Source organism: Rhizobium sp. RU33A, assembly GCF_900156055.1.
Classification (GTDB): domain Bacteria; phylum Pseudomonadota; class Alphaproteobacteria; order Rhizobiales; family Rhizobiaceae; genus Allorhizobium.
On the sequence record NZ_FTMQ01000001.1, the window covers coordinates 414,207 to 428,232 of the forward strand.

General features: G+C 61.9%; 16 protein-coding genes. 6 read left to right on the forward strand and 10 right to left on the reverse strand.

Features of this window, described 5'->3' with window-relative positions; all coding sequences use genetic code 11:
• Positions 1-32: 32 nt before the first annotated feature.
• Positions 33-407, reverse strand: a complete 375-nt coding sequence (locus BW978_RS02075) for a DUF805 domain-containing protein (protein ID WP_076391763.1) — start codon at positions 405-407, stop codon at positions 33-35.
• A gap of 6 nt (positions 408-413) precedes the next feature.
• The gene (gene dapD / locus BW978_RS02080) at positions 414-1,274 is read right to left on the reverse strand and encodes a 2,3,4,5-tetrahydropyridine-2,6-dicarboxylate N-succinyltransferase (RefSeq protein ID WP_076391765.1); all 861 of its coding nucleotides are present in this window, start codon (positions 1,272-1,274) and stop codon (positions 414-416) included.
• A gap of 138 nt (positions 1,275-1,412) precedes the next feature.
• On the opposite strand from dapD, the gene BW978_RS02085 reads away from it, so the two are divergent.
• Positions 1,413-2,291, forward strand: a complete 879-nt coding sequence (locus tag BW978_RS02085) for an LOG family protein (protein WP_076391767.1) — start codon at positions 1,413-1,415, stop codon at positions 2,289-2,291.
• Positions 2,292-2,331: 40 nt separating this feature from the next.
• Here BW978_RS02085 and BW978_RS02090 read toward each other — a convergent pair whose 3' ends face one another.
• Together BW978_RS02090 and BW978_RS02095 are read right to left on the reverse strand one after the other, a co-directional pair.
• Positions 2,332-3,018: an EF-hand domain-containing protein gene (locus tag BW978_RS02090; RefSeq protein ID WP_076391769.1), complete on the reverse strand. Its 687-nt coding sequence runs from the start codon at positions 3,016-3,018 to the stop codon at positions 2,332-2,334.
• Positions 3,019-3,126: 108 nt separating this feature from the next.
• The gene (locus BW978_RS02095) at positions 3,127-3,846 is read right to left on the reverse strand and encodes a pyrimidine 5'-nucleotidase (protein WP_076391771.1); all 720 of its coding nucleotides are present in this window, start codon (positions 3,844-3,846) and stop codon (positions 3,127-3,129) included.
• Positions 3,847-4,164: 318 nt separating this feature from the next.
• Here BW978_RS02095 and BW978_RS02100 point away from each other — a divergent pair, with 318 nt between their 5' ends.
• Together BW978_RS02100 and BW978_RS02105 are read left to right on the forward strand one after the other, a co-directional pair.
• On the forward strand, positions 4,165-5,079 hold the full coding sequence (locus tag BW978_RS02100; RefSeq protein ID WP_076391773.1) for an EamA family transporter: 915 nt from the start codon (positions 4,165-4,167) through the stop codon (positions 5,077-5,079).
• Positions 5,080-5,372: 293 nt separating this feature from the next.
• Complete coding sequence (locus tag BW978_RS02105) at positions 5,373-6,869, forward strand: MFS transporter (protein WP_076391775.1); 1,497 nt, start codon at positions 5,373-5,375, stop codon at positions 6,867-6,869.
• 27 nt (positions 6,870-6,896) lie between these two features.
• Here BW978_RS02105 and argB read toward each other — a convergent pair whose 3' ends face one another.
• Positions 6,897-7,784 carry an acetylglutamate kinase gene (argB, locus tag BW978_RS02110; RefSeq protein WP_054149112.1) on the reverse strand — a complete coding sequence of 296 codons (888 nt, stop codon included), beginning with the start codon at positions 7,782-7,784 and terminating at the stop codon, positions 6,897-6,899.
• Positions 7,785-7,942: 158 nt separating this feature from the next.
• Here argB and BW978_RS02115 point away from each other — a divergent pair, with 158 nt between their 5' ends.
• The 3 genes from BW978_RS02115 to BW978_RS02125 all read left to right on the forward strand — a co-directional run bounded on the left by BW978_RS02115 (position 7,943) and on the right by BW978_RS02125 (position 9,929).
• The gene (locus BW978_RS02115; RefSeq protein ID WP_076391777.1) at positions 7,943-8,488 is read left to right on the forward strand and encodes a sigma-70 family RNA polymerase sigma factor; all 546 of its coding nucleotides are present in this window, start codon (positions 7,943-7,945) and stop codon (positions 8,486-8,488) included.
• Positions 8,475-9,191 (forward strand): anti-sigma factor, encoded by a 717-nt coding sequence (locus BW978_RS02120; RefSeq protein WP_076391779.1) that lies wholly within the window; start codon positions 8,475-8,477, stop codon positions 9,189-9,191. Before BW978_RS02115 ends, BW978_RS02120 begins: the two co-directional genes overlap by 14 nt.
• A 180-nt stretch (positions 9,192-9,371) precedes the next feature.
• Positions 9,372-9,929, forward strand: a complete 558-nt coding sequence (locus BW978_RS02125; RefSeq protein WP_076391781.1) for a fasciclin domain-containing protein — start codon at positions 9,372-9,374, stop codon at positions 9,927-9,929.
• Between the two features lie 58 nt (positions 9,930-9,987).
• Here BW978_RS02125 and yihA read toward each other — a convergent pair whose 3' ends face one another.
• From yihA to rpmH, 5 genes are read right to left on the reverse strand one after another with little or no spacing between them, the layout of a single operon-like run.
• Complete coding sequence (gene yihA / locus BW978_RS02130; RefSeq protein WP_076391783.1) at positions 9,988-10,647, reverse strand: ribosome biogenesis GTP-binding protein YihA/YsxC; 660 nt, start codon at positions 10,645-10,647, stop codon at positions 9,988-9,990.
• A 48-nt stretch (positions 10,648-10,695) separates the two neighbouring features.
• Positions 10,696-11,604 carry a DMT family transporter gene (locus BW978_RS02135; RefSeq protein ID WP_076391785.1) on the reverse strand — a complete coding sequence of 303 codons (909 nt, stop codon included), beginning with the start codon at positions 11,602-11,604 and terminating at the stop codon, positions 10,696-10,698.
• A 56-nt stretch (positions 11,605-11,660) separates the two neighbouring features.
• On the reverse strand, positions 11,661-13,457 hold the full coding sequence (gene yidC, locus BW978_RS02140; protein ID WP_076391787.1) for a membrane protein insertase YidC: 1,797 nt from the start codon (positions 13,455-13,457) through the stop codon (positions 11,661-11,663).
• Complete coding sequence (gene rnpA / locus BW978_RS02145) at positions 13,454-13,843, reverse strand: ribonuclease P protein component (protein WP_076391789.1); 390 nt, start codon at positions 13,841-13,843, stop codon at positions 13,454-13,456. Before rnpA ends, yidC begins: the two co-directional genes overlap by 4 nt.
• Before the next feature lie 32 nt (positions 13,844-13,875).
• Positions 13,876-14,013: a 50S ribosomal protein L34 gene (rpmH, locus tag BW978_RS02150; RefSeq protein ID WP_054156232.1), complete on the reverse strand. Its 138-nt coding sequence runs from the start codon at positions 14,011-14,013 to the stop codon at positions 13,876-13,878.
• Positions 14,014-14,026 lie beyond the last annotated feature (13 nt).

Here is a 14,026-nt window from a genome sequence, read left to right on the forward strand (position 1 = left end):
TAGCCGATCCGCCGGGGCCTGTCACCCACCGCTCACGACGAACGCATGTCGGTTCCCGGGCAGTAGCGGTTGTCGTCTTCGGCTGGTGGCCAGACGCAGAGGACCAAGAAAAGGATCAGCGAAAACGCCGGCAACACCAGCAGGATGGATGCCATTCCCGGCATGCCGATGTCGTGCAGCCTCTTGGTGCCGAGCATCAGAAGGGACAGAAGCGAGAGGCTCGCAGTCGTCAGAAAGAGCGAAAACGAGCCGGGTGAAATATCGTCCGACCCCGTCACGAACGCGATGACAGCCGCGTTTGTCATCATCCAGAACAGCGTGCCGAGGATGAAGATACGCCGGCCGATGCGCCCGTCCCAAAGGAAGAGCGCCCAGCCGACGGTCGTCTCACGCCCCGGCTTAGTCATCAGGGCTCAGTCGCGCAGCAATTCGTTGATGCCCGTCTTCGAGCGAGTCTTCTCGTCGACGCGCTTGACTATGACAGCGCAGTAGAGATGCGGCGCCGGTAGACCGTTGGCCATGACGGCATTGCCCGAGGGCATCGAGCCGGCAACGACGACGGAATAGGGCGGCACTTCGCCATACATCACTTCGCCGGTGGCACGATCGACGATCTTGGTCGACTTGCCAATGTAAACACCCATGCCGAGCACCGAGCCTTCGCGGATGATGCAGCCTTCGACGACCTCAGAGCGAGCGCCGATGAAGCAGTTATCCTCGATAATCGTCGGGCCCGCCTGCAGCGGCTCAAGCACGCCGCCGATGCCGACGCCGCCGGAAAGGTGAACATTGGCGCCGATCTGGGCGCAGGAGCCGACGGTCGCCCAGGTGTCGACCATGGAGTTTTCACCGACATAGGCGCCGAGATTGACGAAGGACGGCATCAGCACGACACCCTTGGAAACATAAGCCGAGCGGCGAACGACGGCATTGGGTACGGCGCGGAAGCCGGCGGCGCGGAACTGGTTTTCGCCCCAGCCCTCAAACTTCGACGGCACCTTGTCCCACCAGGTCGAGGCGCCTGGGCCGCCCTTGACGACTTCCATGTCGTTCAGGCGGAAGGAGAGGAGCACGGCCTTCTTCAGCCACTGATGCACGGTCCAGCTGCCGTCTTCGCCGCGGGCTGCGACGCGCACCTTGCCGCTGTCCAGGAGGTTGAGCGCCGTTTCGACGGCATCGCGGATCTCGCCCGTGGTGGTGGTCGAAACCGTATCGCGGTTGTCGAAAGCCGCTTCGATGACGTGTTCGAGCTGGGTGAGATCGGAGGCGCTCATCTGAATTCCTTAAACTTCGTTGACTACGGTGGGGATGGAAACGATCAGGATCTGATCGAAAATTCGCGCAAAGCTCTAGCGCATAAAGGGCTGGAAGAAAACAGCCGCAGGAGCTCTGCGTTTTGGAAAGGAAGAGGCATGGCACAGTTGAAAAACGGCAAGCACAGGCGGAAGGACGGATCCTGGGATCCGCTGAAGGATAGCTCGACCGACAAGCAGACGGCTGAGGTTATTCCGCGCACGCCGCAGTCGGCATCTTCTTCCTACACCCTGGCCTATGTCGATGACGAATTCCTCTGCCGCGAGGAGCTTCGACCGGTGCGTCTGCAGCTCGAATTGCTGAAGACGGAAATGATCCTCACCGAACGAAACATCAAGTCGACGGTCGTCATGTTCGGCGGCGCGCGCATCCCCGCGCCCGGCGAAGCTGCCTGGGCGGCAAAAAACGATATCCAGAAGAAGAACCTCGAGAACGCCTCGATCTACTACGAGGAAGCCCGCAAGTTTGCTCAGCTCTGCTCTCAGCAGGCGCAACACAGCGGTTATCAGGAATATGTGGTCGTGACCGGCGGCGGACCCGGTGTCATGGAAGCTGGCAATCGCGGTGCTCAGGAGGTCGGCGCGCCCTCGATCGGCCTCAACATCGTCCTGCCGCACGAGCAGGCGCCGAACCCCTATGTCACGCCCGAACTCAGCTTCAACTTCCACTATTTCGCCATCCGCAAGATGCATTTCCTGATGCGCGCCAAGGCGATCACCATCTTTCCAGGCGGCTTCGGCACGTTGGACGAGTTTTTCGAGACGATCACGCTGATCCAGACCAAGCGCATGGCGCCGATCCCGCTGATCCTATTCTCCCGCGCCTTCTGGGAGGACATCGTCAATTTCGAGGCGCTCGCAGCCTTTGGCACGATCGCACCGGACGATCTCAAGCTTTTCCAGTTCGCCGAAACGGCCGAAGATGCCTGGAAGATCATCGCTGATTTCTACGACCTGAACGACGAAGCGGCCCCGTAAAGGGCCGCCCGCTTTTCCCAATAGTCTGCTGATCTTCCGATCAGCGCATCATGACCGGCCGCTTCGGCATGTCGTCGGCGCTGATGAAGCCGTCCTTGTTGCGGTCCATCCGGGTGAACATCCGGTCGGCCATGGCGGTTGCTTCCGCCTGGCTGATCTGGCCGTTCTCGTCGGTATCGGCCACCCGCATCATCCGGCCGGGACCGCCCATGCCGCGATCGCGCCCTTCGCCACGCTCGGCACGTTCGTTGTGCCAGCCGTGGCGCTTGCCGTGCGGGCCCTTGCCCTCACCACGCGGACCGTCACCCTTCATCGCCTGCTCCTGGGGTGCATCACCTGGGGCACCTGGGGGCGGGGTTGGCGCATCGGCTCTGGCTGCTTCGCGTGCCGCCTGGCGCTCGGCGCGCATGGCCTCACGGGTTGCCTTGTTCTCTTCGCGCATCGCTTCGCGGTGCTGGCGCATCTCTCCAGGGGTCAGCACGCCGTCCTTGTCGGCATCGATGGCGGTGAACATTGCGGTGCCCGCAGCCGTTGCCTCTTCCTTGCTGATCTTGCCGTCCTTGTTGGTGTCGTGCTGCTGCAGCATCTGCACGAACATCACTTCCGGACCGCCACGACCAGGGCCGCCACGGCGCTCGCCGCGGTCCTGCGCAAAGGCGCCGCCGGCGGTGGTGCCGATGAGGAGGGAGGCTGCCACGGCGGCCAGCGTCAGGGTCTTGCCGTTCATTCGGTTATCCTTTCGAGTGTCTGCTTCGATGGGATAACCGTAGCGGTGGCAAGGCTCAGGCCCTACTTAACTCTCGGTAAGCTGCATGAAACTTTCGTAAGCTTGAGCTCACGCTGCATCGGAGAGCAGCCGCTGCAGGAAGGTCGTGAGATCGTCAGTGAGGTAGTCGACGATATCGGCATCGATATGCTCGACCCGCTCCCAGGTCTCAAGGATGGCGGTGTCGAGATTGCGGGGCACGAGCAGCACCGTCTTCATGCCGAGTGCCTTCGGCACCATCAGATTGCGCGGCAGGTCCTCGAACATCGCGGCATGTTTCGTGTCGATCCGGTTGAGGCTGGCGAACTTGTCATAAGTTGCACCTGCCGGCTTCGGCACATAGTCTGCAGCGACGATGTCGAAGATGTCGTCAAAATGGTCGAGGATGCCCAGCGCCCGGGCCGCATCCTCAGCATGCGCCACTGTGCCATTGGTGAAAATGAACTTTCGCCCCGGCAGCCGCTTGATCGCTTCTCCCAGAGCTTCGTCGGGAAGTAGCGCCGAGTAATCGATCGCATGCGCCCTCTCGAGAAAGGCGTTCGGATCGACCTTGTGATGCAGCATCAGCCCGGCAAGCGTCGTACCGTGTTCATGGTAGTAGCGCTTCTGCAGCAGTTTCGCCTCGGCCGGCTCCATCTGCAGGAGCTCGGCCACGAAACCCGTCATGTTCGTGTCGATCTGCGCGAAGAGGTTGATGTGATGCGGGTAGAGCGTGTTGTCGAGGTCGAAGACCCAGTCGCGCACATGGGAAAAATCGGCGGGCGAGGGGATCTTGGCTGGCGTGTTCATCATGTCCTCTTGGGCAGTGCGAAAGGCCTGACGACATCAGGCGCGTTGCCTCTAATTAGCATTGGTCGCCGCTTCGGGAAGTGTTATCTCGGAAAGATGGGAAAGAAGATGTCGATTTCGGCGATGGAACGGGTCGTGGTCCTGCAGGACCGCAAGCGCCTTCCTGCGCGCTTCCATCCGGTGAGCTCAGGCACGATTCGCCAGCGTCAGGCGTGAGCCGCAGGACCTGAGGCATAAGCCCAGGTCGAATCGCCACTCTTTCCAATCTCCTGCCGCAAGCCGACATCCCCGCGCTGCGGCTCTTCTGGACGCTCTCCCATGGAACTTTGGGCCCTCATCACGGTTGGCAGCGCCTTCCTGCAAAATCTGCGCTCTACGCTGCAAAAACACCTGAAAGGCCGGATGGGCACGACGGGGGCAACCTTCGTCCGCTTCGGCTTCGGCCTGCCCTTCGCCTTCCTCTATCTCGCCATCCTGCATCTCGGCCTCGGCCGTTCGCTGCCGGTGCCAGGTGCGACCTTCGCGATCTGGGCGGTCATCGGGGCGCTCGCGCAGATCACGGCGACTTTCCTGCTGGTGCACCTTTTCTCCTTCCGCAACTTCGCCGTCGGCACCGCCTATTCGCGCACTGAACCGGCCCAGGCTGCACTGCTGGCGCTGATCCTCTTCGGCGAGACAATCGGCCTTGGCACCGCAGCGGCCATCTTCGTCTCCATCCTTGGCGTCATGCTGATCTCGGTGGCCCGCACGACCTTCACACCCTTGAGCATCGTCACCTCGGTCACCAGTCGCACCGCGCTGATCGGCCTCGCCTCCGGTTTCTTCTTCGGCGTCTCCGCGACCGCCTATCGCACCGCCTCACTGTCGCTTGCCCCGAGCCTGCCCGCACCGGATGCTATGGTGCAGGCGGGCTACACGCTCTGCGTCGTCATCACCATCCAGACGCTGTCGATGTTTCTCTGGATGGCCTGGCGCGACCGCGCCGAACTCTCACGGGTCCGGGCCGCCTGGAAAGTTAGCGCCCTCGTGGGCTTCGTTGGCGCCACGGCCTCCTTCGGCTGGTTCACGGCGATGACGCTGCAGCAGGTGGCGGTTGTCAAGGCGCTCGCCCAGGTCGAGATGCTGTTCACCTTTGCGTCGTCGGTACTGTTTTTCAAGGAGAGGATCAACCGGTTGGAGATTGCGGGATGCGTGCTGATTGTCGCCGGGGTGCTGTTGTTGGTGCTGGTATGAGGCGGCGACACCCCTCTCCCCTTGTGGGAGAGGTTACAAAATCGAGGGCTTAGCTCGATCAGGGCTAAACCTCAGATTTTGTTGGTGAGGGGATCGGTTCCGTTGCCACGACATCAGGGACCCACTCACTTACGATTTCTGATGTTTAGGCGGCTTACGCTCGCCTACCCCACCTAGGGGGAGATGGGACCGCACGCCCACCTCACCATGACGGACACCCTTGCCCAGTTGCGACCCATCCCGCTGCGCGATACACCGGACGGCACAAGCGCGCCGAGGGCGGGGAGACAAAAGTGCACACCAAGACACCCGCGTCACCAACGATCAGCGCCGACGCGTCGCATCCATACCCCAAGCGCTGGACGGCTCTGGCGGTCATGATGCTGGCGAACTTCATGAACCTGCTTGATGTCACCATCGTCAATGTCGCGCTGCCGAGCCTTCAGTCGGAGCTTGGCGCGACCTCGAGCCAGATCGAATGGGTGGTGGCCGGCTATGTGCTCGTCTTCGCGCTCGGGCTTTTGCCGTTTGGCCGGCTCGGCGATGTCCGGGGTAAGAAGCAGGTTTTTCTCGTCGGTGTGGCGGCCTTCACTATCGCCTCGCTGCTGTGCGGCCTGGCGCCTGACATCGGCTGGCTGGTTGCCGCACGCCTGCTGCAGGGTGCGGGCGCTGCGGTGATGACGCCACAAGTGCTCGCCATCGCTCAGATGATGTTTCCGCCGAAGGAGCGGGCGGCGGCCTTTTCGCTCTTCGGCCTGAGCGCTGGCCTGGCTGCCGTATCCGGTCCGATCCTGGGCGGCTGGCTGATTGCGCTCGACCTCTTTGATCTCGGCTGGCGGCCGATCTTCCTCATCAATATCCCGGTCGGCATCATGACGATCCTGCTTGGCTGGCGGCTTATTCCGGCACTTCCGCCGAAGCCTGGCCTGAAGAACGATTTCGGCGGTATCCTGCTTGCGGCCGCGACAATCTTTTGCGTGATCTTCCCGCTGATCGAGGGGCGTGGTTTCGGCTGGCCTGTCTGGTGTTTCGTCATGCTGGGCTTGGCCATACCCTTCGGCCTCGCCTTCGCTCTCTGGGAACGTCGCCAGCACCGTTTGAAGGCACCGGAACTCCTGCCCGTCGCGCTGATGAAAAACCGCAACTATGTCATCGGCTCGCTGATGACTGCGACCTTCTTCTCGACGCTTCCCGGATTCTTCCTGATCTTCGCGATGTTCCTGCAGCAGGGTTATGGCCTCACTCCGTTGCAGTCGGGCATGACCACCGTGCCCTTCTCCGTCGGCATCTTCATCGCTTCGTTGATTTCAGGCCGCCTCGGCAGTATTGCGCCGCGCATCCGTGTGGTTGTCGGTGTCGTCATGGTGGTGATCGGCATGGGACTGTTGCGGAGCGAGATCCAGACTGTAGGGGACAGCATCGACCGCATGGCGCTCCTGCCTTGGTTCCTCCTAAGTGGCCTTGGCATGGGGATCGCGATTGCGCCGATGTTCCAGCTGGTGCTGGCGGGTGTGCCGCCGCAGGACGCGGGCGGTGGATCGGGCGCGCTTCAAGCGATCCAGCAGGTCGGAAGCGCGCTCGGCATCGCCATCGTCAGCGAGATCTTCTTTTCCGATCTGGCGCGCAATGCCGCGGCAGGAATGACCGGGAAAGACGTCTATACCGAGGGCATGGCACTCGGGCTGATCTACAACTTCGTCGCCTATGCGATCGTGCTGGTCGCGGTTCTGTCGATGCGAACGGTGACGCCGGCAAGCGAGACGCTGGGAAGGCCGCTGCCGATCGAGTGACCGGCAGCAGGCTCACATGTCGGCGTCTCAGGGAACGAGAAGCGTGCCGGCACCCGTCTCGGTGAAGAGTTCGAGCAGAACAGAATGGGCGGTCTTGCCGTTGAGGATGACGACGCCCTGAACGCCCGCCTGGATGGCTTCGATGCAGGTCTCAACCTTCGGGATCATGCCGCCGGAAATCGTGCCGTCCTTGATCAGCGCATGGGCTTCAGCGACCGACAATTCCTTGATCAACTTGCCATCTTTGTCGAGCACGCCCGGCACGTCGGTGAGGAAGAGCAGGCGCGAGGCATTGAGGGCGCCGGCAATGGCACCGGCAAAGGTATCGGCGTTGATGTTGTAGGTCGCGCCGTCACGGCCGGGAGCAACAGGTGCGATGACCGGGATCATCTCGGAGCGGGCGAGCAGGTCGAGCAGTGTCCGGTCGACTTCGACGACATCACCGACGAAGCCGAGATCGAGCACGCGCTCGATATTGCTGTCGGGATCACGGACCTTCTTCTGCGCCTTCTCAGCAAAGACCATGTTGCCGTCTTTGCCGCACAGACCGATCGCCCATTCGCCAGTCTGGTTGATCAGCGCGACGATTTCCTTATTGATCGAACCGGCGAGCACCATCTCGACGATCTCGACGGTCTTCTGGTCAGTGACGCGAAGACCGTTCTCGAAGCGTGATTCGATCCCCATACGGGCAAGCATCGCGCCGATCTGCGGACCGCCGCCATGCACGACGATCGGGTTGACGCCGGACTGCTTCAGAAGCGCGATATCGGCGGCGAAGGCCTTGCCGAGCTCGGGATTGCCCATGGCATGGCCGCCATATTTGACCACTATGGTTTTGTTCTCGTAACGCTGCATAAAGGGCAGCGCCTGGACGAGAAGGCGGGCCTGCATTTCGCTTTCGGTCGATGTCATCGGAAACCTCGCATTGGATGGCGGCCTTTTAGCGCATGTGCAGCCGGGATGGAATAATCGTCCCGCAATATAAGCGGCGCGTGACATGCTTCTTCTTCTCGTCGCATTGTCCACCGAAGATGCCGTGCTATATCAAGGCCACTGGATGAGGGGGCTCCATGGAACGCGACGACATCGGCGGATTGCTGGCCCGGGTAGCCCTGCGGGACCGGAGCGCCTTTTCCTTGCTCTATGGTCGAATTTCGGCGAAACTTTTCGCCATCTGCATCCGTATGCTCAAAGACAGGGGAGAGGCCGAAGAGGCGCTCCAGGATGTGTTCGTCAAGATCTGGCACAAGGCCGGTAGCTATACGGGCGACGGCGACAATGCCTATCCATGGCTCTGCGCCATCGTCCGCTACCACTGCATTGATCGTCTTCGGGCGCGTCGACCGCAGGGGGAAGACATCGAGGCGGCGATCGATCTGGCGGATCTGGCACCAGATCCGGAGCAGCATGCGGTGCTCAGATCCGAAGGCGGCCGCATTGACACATGCCTGGAGGCATTGGATCCTGATCGGGCGCTGGCGGTTCGCCAGGCCTATGTGGAAGGACTGTCCTATCAGGAGCTGGCGGATCATTTCGCCGTCCCCTTGAACACGATGCGCACATGGCTGCGACGCAGCCTTTTGAAACTGAGAGAGTGCATGGATGAGCACGCCTGACCAAAGCAAGAGAGACCGGTCGCGGGATGAAGTTCTCGCGGGCGAATATGTCCTCGGTGTCCTGAGCGGAACTGAGCGCCAGAAGGTGGACGCACGCCTGCGCCACGACCGGCAGTTCGCCGCCATGGTCAAGCGCTGGGAAGAGAACCTCACCCAGTTCAACGACGATTACGCCGAGGCCTCACCGCCGGATCAGCTGTTTTCGAAGATCGAGGATCGTCTGTTCGCATCGCCGGCCGCAGTGGCGGCGGTGAAAGGCAGCCTGTGGAATTCGCTGGTGCTGTGGCGCGGACTGAGCTTCGCATCGATAGCCGCGCTCGGCCTCTTCGTCGGGTTCGACTATGCCGAACGCATTCGTCCAAAGCCGCAGGCCGCGCTGACGGCCGAACTTGCTGGCGAGAACCAGGCGATTGCCCTGCATGCGCGCTACGACGGGAACTCCGGCCGCCTCGCCGTGACACCGGTTGCCAGTGGCGGCGCAGATGAGAAGTCGCTCGAGCTCTGGCTCGTCGAGGGTGAACAGGCGCCGATCTCGCTCGGAGTATTGCCGCAGACCGGGCAAGGCGAACTCGATGTTCCCGAGGCTCTGCGCGCACGCCTGACCGAAGGTGTCGTGCTGGCCGTCAGCCTCGAGCCTTTCGGCGGATCGCCGACCGGACAGGCCACCGGGCCTGTCGTGGCGCTCGGCGAGGTTCGTCCCTGACGAAGAAATTCCATCACAAATTCAATGGTTTGTTTTCAGGCGGCCGAATTCTTCAAGCCGCCTGAAACTTGTCTGAACGAGCCGCCGTCCTTGGTGGTGTTCCCGCTGAGGAACGCCCCGATGTCCCGCCCGAACCCGCAGGGACACGATCGAGAACACCAAGGATAAGAGGAAACCGTAATGTTCAAGACCGCTCTTCGCCCGCTCGCATTCTCCGCAGCCATCCTGGCAGGCGCTGCCGCAGCCTATGCCGCCAATCCGATGGTCGGCGGTGGTGAAATGCTCGAGACCAAGAACATCGTCGAAAACGCCGTCAACTCGAAGGATCACACGACGCTTGTTGCCGCCGTCCAGGCAGCCGGTCTCGTTGAAACCCTGTCGGGCGCCGGTCCGTTCACCGTCTTCGCTCCGACCAACGATGCCTTTGCCAAGCTGCCGGCCGGCACGGTCGACACGCTCTTGAAGCCGGAAAACAAGGAACAGCTCACCAAGGTCCTGACCTGCCACGTCGTGGCGTCGGAAGTGATGGCGGAAGCCCTCGTCAAGATGATCTCCGACAATGGCGGTGAAGCCGATGTGGCGACCGTCGGCGGCTGCGTGCTGAAGGGCAAGGCGGCTGATGGCAAGGTGACGCTGACCGACGAGAACGGTGGCGTCTCGACCGTGACCATTGCCGACGTGAAGCAGTCTAACGGCGTCATTCACGTAGTCGACGCGGTGATCCTGCCCAAGATGTAAGAAATACGGTTCGGCCCGGTCTCCGCCTGACAGGGCCGACCTAATCGGAGCCTGAGCGTCAAAGGCTCCGACCGATGGCCTCGCTGATTGCCCCGCGCAATTGGTCGAGGCCATCACCTTTTTCAGAGGATGTCGACAGCACGCCCGGGAAAGCGGCAGGCCGCTTCTTGATCTTTTCCTGTGTCTCCGCGATCAGCTTCGGCACGGCGGGAGCCTTGATCTTGTCGGTCTTGGTGAGCACGATCTGGTAGGAGACGGCGGCCTTGTCGAGCAGGCCGAGCACTTCCTCGTCGTTCTTCTTCAGGCCATGGCGGCTGTCGATCAGCACATAGACGCGCTTCAGCGTCGCGCGACCCCGAAGATAATCGAAAACCAGCTTCGTCCAGGCATCCACGTGTTCCTTCGGCGCCTGGGCATAGCCGTAGCCGGGCATGTCGACGAGTGCCATCGGCGGCAGGTCTCCGGCGCCGCCGGAATAGCCGTCGGGCACGAAGTAGTTGAGCTCCTGCGTGCGACCGGGCGTGTTCGACGTGCGCGCCAGACCCTTCTGGCCGACGAGCGCATTGATCAGCGACGACTTGCCGACATTCGAGCGCCCGGCAAAGGCCACTTCGAGTGGGCCTTCCGGCGGCAGGAATTCCATCGACGGCACGCCGCGGATGAAGATCCAGGGGCGGCCGAAAAGCGGCTGGTCGGGTTTGTCGTGTATCTCGGTCATGGGCTGGCCTTTCGTCAGCGGGACAGATCCGGGTTTTGGCCCGGAAAGTCAAGCCGCAGCGGTCGGGACCGGACGCGAGGCCTGCCGCGCATGGCTGATCAGATAGGTAAACAGGGCGGCCATGACGAGCGCGCCTCCGATGATCGTGCGCCCCGACGGGACCTCGTTGTGCAGAAGGACCATCCAGACCGGCGCAAGGATCATCTCGGCGGTACCCAGCAACGCCGCGAGTGCCGAGGGGATCATTCGGGCACCGGTGACGTAGAGCGCCATGCCGAGCCCGAGATTGAGGGCGCCGAAGCAGAAGAGCAAAGTGAGATCGTGGAAGCCGACGGCAAAGGCACCGGCCTGGGTGGCGGCAATCGCGGATGCGATGAAGGATCCGCCACAGGCAGCCGGCGTCATGCGGATGCCGGGATAGCGGCGGGTTACCACCGTCATGCAGGCGAAGATCGCCGGGATCGCCGCGGCCAGCGTCAGCCCGAGGATCGAGCCCCCGTCACCGATCGATGCCGAGACCATGATGCCGACGCCGAGGATGACCGCTGCGATAGCACCCCAGGTGACCGGCGTAATCGGTTCGCCGAGCACGACGCGCGCGAGAAGGGCTGCAAAGAGCGGGATGGATGCCATGAACAGCACGACATTGGCCACCGGTGTCATGGTGACGGCGAGCACGAAGAAGGTCGAGACAAGGGCAAAACCCACGGCTATGCAGAAGCCCGGCCAGCCCATGGCGCGGAACAGGCGGATCGTGCCATCGATCCGGTCACGGATCAGCATGAAGGCGAGGAGAAAGAGCCCGGCAAACAGGCAGCGCCAGAACACGATCGTCCAGCCATCGGCGACGCCGATGAAGCGCTGGATCGCTCCGCCATAGCTCCAGGCGACTGCCGAGCCGGCAACGAGAGCAATACCAAGCCAGGAGCGCTGTGTGGAGGAGGATATGTCTGCCATGGGCCTGAATCTCGATCACCATAGAAAAAGCCCCGGCATGGCCGGGGCTTTGCGTATCACTTGGTCTGGGCCGGTTTACGCCGGAACATGTTGGCGATGTTCTTGAACAGCTCGATCTCCACGCCGTGGCGCTTCATGATCAAGGCCTGCTGCAGGATCGACAGCGTGTTGTTCCACGCCCAGTAGATCACCAGGCCGGCGGGGAACGTGCCGAGCATGAAGGTGAAGACAACGGGCATCCAGTTGAACAGCATCGCCTGGGTCGGATCCGGCGGCGTCGGGTTCATGCGCATCTGGACCCACATGGTCACGCCCATGATGAGCGGCCAGACGCCGATCATCAGGAAGAGCGGCGGCGAGAAGGGAAGCAGACCGAACAGGTTGAACAAGCTCGTCGGATCGGGAGCGGAGAGATCCTGGATCCAGCCGAAGAACGGCGCGTGGCGCATTTCGATCGTGACGTAGATGACCTTGTAGAGCGCGAAGAAGACCGGGATCTGCAGGAGTACCGGCCAGCAGCCGGCCACCGGATTGATCTTCTCTTCCTTGTAGAGCGCCATCATCGCCTGCTGCAGGCCCATGCGGTCGTCGGCATACTTTGTCTTCAGTTCTTCGAGCTTCGGCTGCACACGCTTCATGTTGGCCATGGAGGCGTACTGCTTGTTGGCGAGCGGGAAGAACAACAGCTTGACGACGATGGTGGTGAGCAGGATGGCCACGCCGAAATTGCCGACGAGATGGAAGAAGTAGTCCATCAGGTGGAACATTGGCTTGGTGATGAAGTAGAACCAGCCCCAGTCGATCATCAGATCGAACTTCGGAATGCCAAGGCTTTCCTGGTAGCTGTCGATGACCGGAACCTGCTTGGCACCGGCAAACAAGAGGGTCTTGACCGAGGTGCTCTGGCCAGCCGGAATGCTGACGGCATCGTTCTTGTAATCGGCCTGGAAACGGGTCTGGCCGTCGGTGAAGTAGGAGAAACGCGATTCGTAGGGCAGGGTCTGCTGCGGAATGAGCGACGTGGCCCAGTACTTGTCAGTGATGCCGAGCCAGCCACCGGTGGCCTTCGCGTTGGTGATCGCCTCTTCCTCGACATCCGAGTAGTCGTGCTCGGCAAGGCTGCCTTCGGCGCCGAGAACGCCGAGGAAACCTTCATGCAGAACGAAGATCGAAGGCGTGGACGGCTTGTTGTAGCGGGTCACGCGGCCATAGGGTGCAAGGCTTGCGGAGGCCGCGCCATTGTTGACGATCTGATCTTCGATGGTGAACATGTAATGTTCGTCGACGGCGATCGTGCGGGTAAAGGTCAGGCCGGCTTCATTGGTGAAGCTCAGCGTAAGAGGTGTCGCCTCGGTCAGCTTTGCGCCTTCGGGTGCCGTCCAAACGGTGTTGGGGCCCGGAACGGAACCGGCATTTTCGCCAGAGATAAAGCCGAGTTCGGCAAAATAGCCGTCCCGGGTTTCGGCCGGATTGAACAGGGTAACGATCGGGCTCGTCGGATCGACGGTCTCGCGGTACTGTCGCAGCTTCAGGTCGTCGAAGCGGGCACCGGTCAGATTGATGGAGCCGACGAGATCCTGGGTGTCGATCTCGACGCGGGCCGTCCGGGCCACGGCGGCATCGCGGCTTGCTTCCGGATTGGCGGCCGCACCCGCTGGCAAGCTGCCGTCAACCGTGGCTGCAGGGCTTGTCGCCTGCTGCTCGGCCTGCTGCGCCTGCTGCTGGGCGATCTGCGCCTCCTGAGCCTGACGCTGAGCCTCGATACGCGGGTTCATGTAGAAGAACTGCCAGGCGAGGACGATCACCACCGATAAGGCAATCGCGATGAAATAGTTGCGGTTGTTCTGCATCACTCTTTCCTGGGAGCGGTCTTGTTCGACCGGGAGTTATTCGTCTGGCGGTTTTCGATGCGCAGGACCAATTGCCGAGACAATTGATCGAAAGGCACATCGAGTACCTCGCGCCGGGCGACAATGACATAGTCGTGTCCCGGCTGCATTGCAAACGCCGCATTCAGTCGCACGGCTTCTTTCAGCCTGCGCCGCATGCGGTTACGTTCCACTGCATTGCCGTGTTTCTTGGTGACTGTGAAGCCCACGCGGGGCGGCGCGTCATCCTTGCGGTCGAGAACCTCCAGAAGGAAGGTGCGGCCCTTGCGCGCTTCGCCGTGCCTGACGGCGAGAAACTGAGGCCGGCTCTTGAGCCGGCCAACAGATGTCTTGGAGTCCGTGGACGTCATGGGCCCGTCAGTCTCGTCGGGCTCATCCGGCCTTAGGCCGAGAGCTTCGCGCGACCGCGACCGCGGCGTGCGTTGAGGACCTGACGGCCGCCCTTGGTGGCCATACGCGCACGGAAACCGTGGCGGCGCTTGCGAACAAGCTTGGAAGGTTGGAAAGTACGCTTCGACATTTATTTAATACCG

Bases quoted from the DNA above. Each gene is read 5' to 3' on its own strand.
- BW978_RS02075 (WP_076391763.1), bottom strand. From the start codon at position 407: ATGACTAAGCCGGGGCGTGAGACGACCGTCGGCTGGGCGCTCTTCCTT.
- dapD (WP_076391765.1), bottom strand. From the start codon at position 1,274: ATGAGCGCCTCCGATCTCACCCAGCTCGAACACGTCATCGAAGCGGCT.
- BW978_RS02085 (WP_076391767.1), top strand. From the start codon at position 1,413: ATGGCACAGTTGAAAAACGGCAAGCACAGGCGGAAGGACGGATCCTGG.
- BW978_RS02090 (WP_076391769.1), bottom strand. From the start codon at position 3,018: ATGAACGGCAAGACCCTGACGCTGGCCGCCGTGGCAGCCTCCCTCCTC.
- BW978_RS02095 (WP_076391771.1), bottom strand. From the start codon at position 3,846: ATGAACACGCCAGCCAAGATCCCCTCGCCCGCCGATTTTTCCCATGTG.
- BW978_RS02100 (WP_076391773.1), top strand. From the start codon at position 4,165: ATGGAACTTTGGGCCCTCATCACGGTTGGCAGCGCCTTCCTGCAAAAT.
- argB (WP_054149112.1), bottom strand. From the start codon at position 7,784: ATGACATCGACCGAAAGCGAAATGCAGGCCCGCCTTCTCGTCCAGGCG.
- BW978_RS02115 (WP_076391777.1), top strand. From the start codon at position 7,943: ATGGAACGCGACGACATCGGCGGATTGCTGGCCCGGGTAGCCCTGCGG.
- BW978_RS02120 (WP_076391779.1), top strand. From the start codon at position 8,475: ATGAGCACGCCTGACCAAAGCAAGAGAGACCGGTCGCGGGATGAAGTT.
- BW978_RS02125 (WP_076391781.1), top strand. From the start codon at position 9,372: ATGTTCAAGACCGCTCTTCGCCCGCTCGCATTCTCCGCAGCCATCCTG.
- yihA (WP_076391783.1), bottom strand. From the start codon at position 10,647: ATGACCGAGATACACGACAAACCCGACCAGCCGCTTTTCGGCCGCCCC.
- BW978_RS02135 (WP_076391785.1), bottom strand. From the start codon at position 11,604: ATGGCAGACATATCCTCCTCCACACAGCGCTCCTGGCTTGGTATTGCT.
- rnpA (WP_076391789.1), bottom strand. From the start codon at position 13,843: ATGACGTCCACGGACTCCAAGACATCTGTTGGCCGGCTCAAGAGCCGG.
- rpmH (WP_054156232.1), bottom strand. From the start codon at position 14,013: ATGTCGAAGCGTACTTTCCAACCTTCCAAGCTTGTTCGCAAGCGCCGC.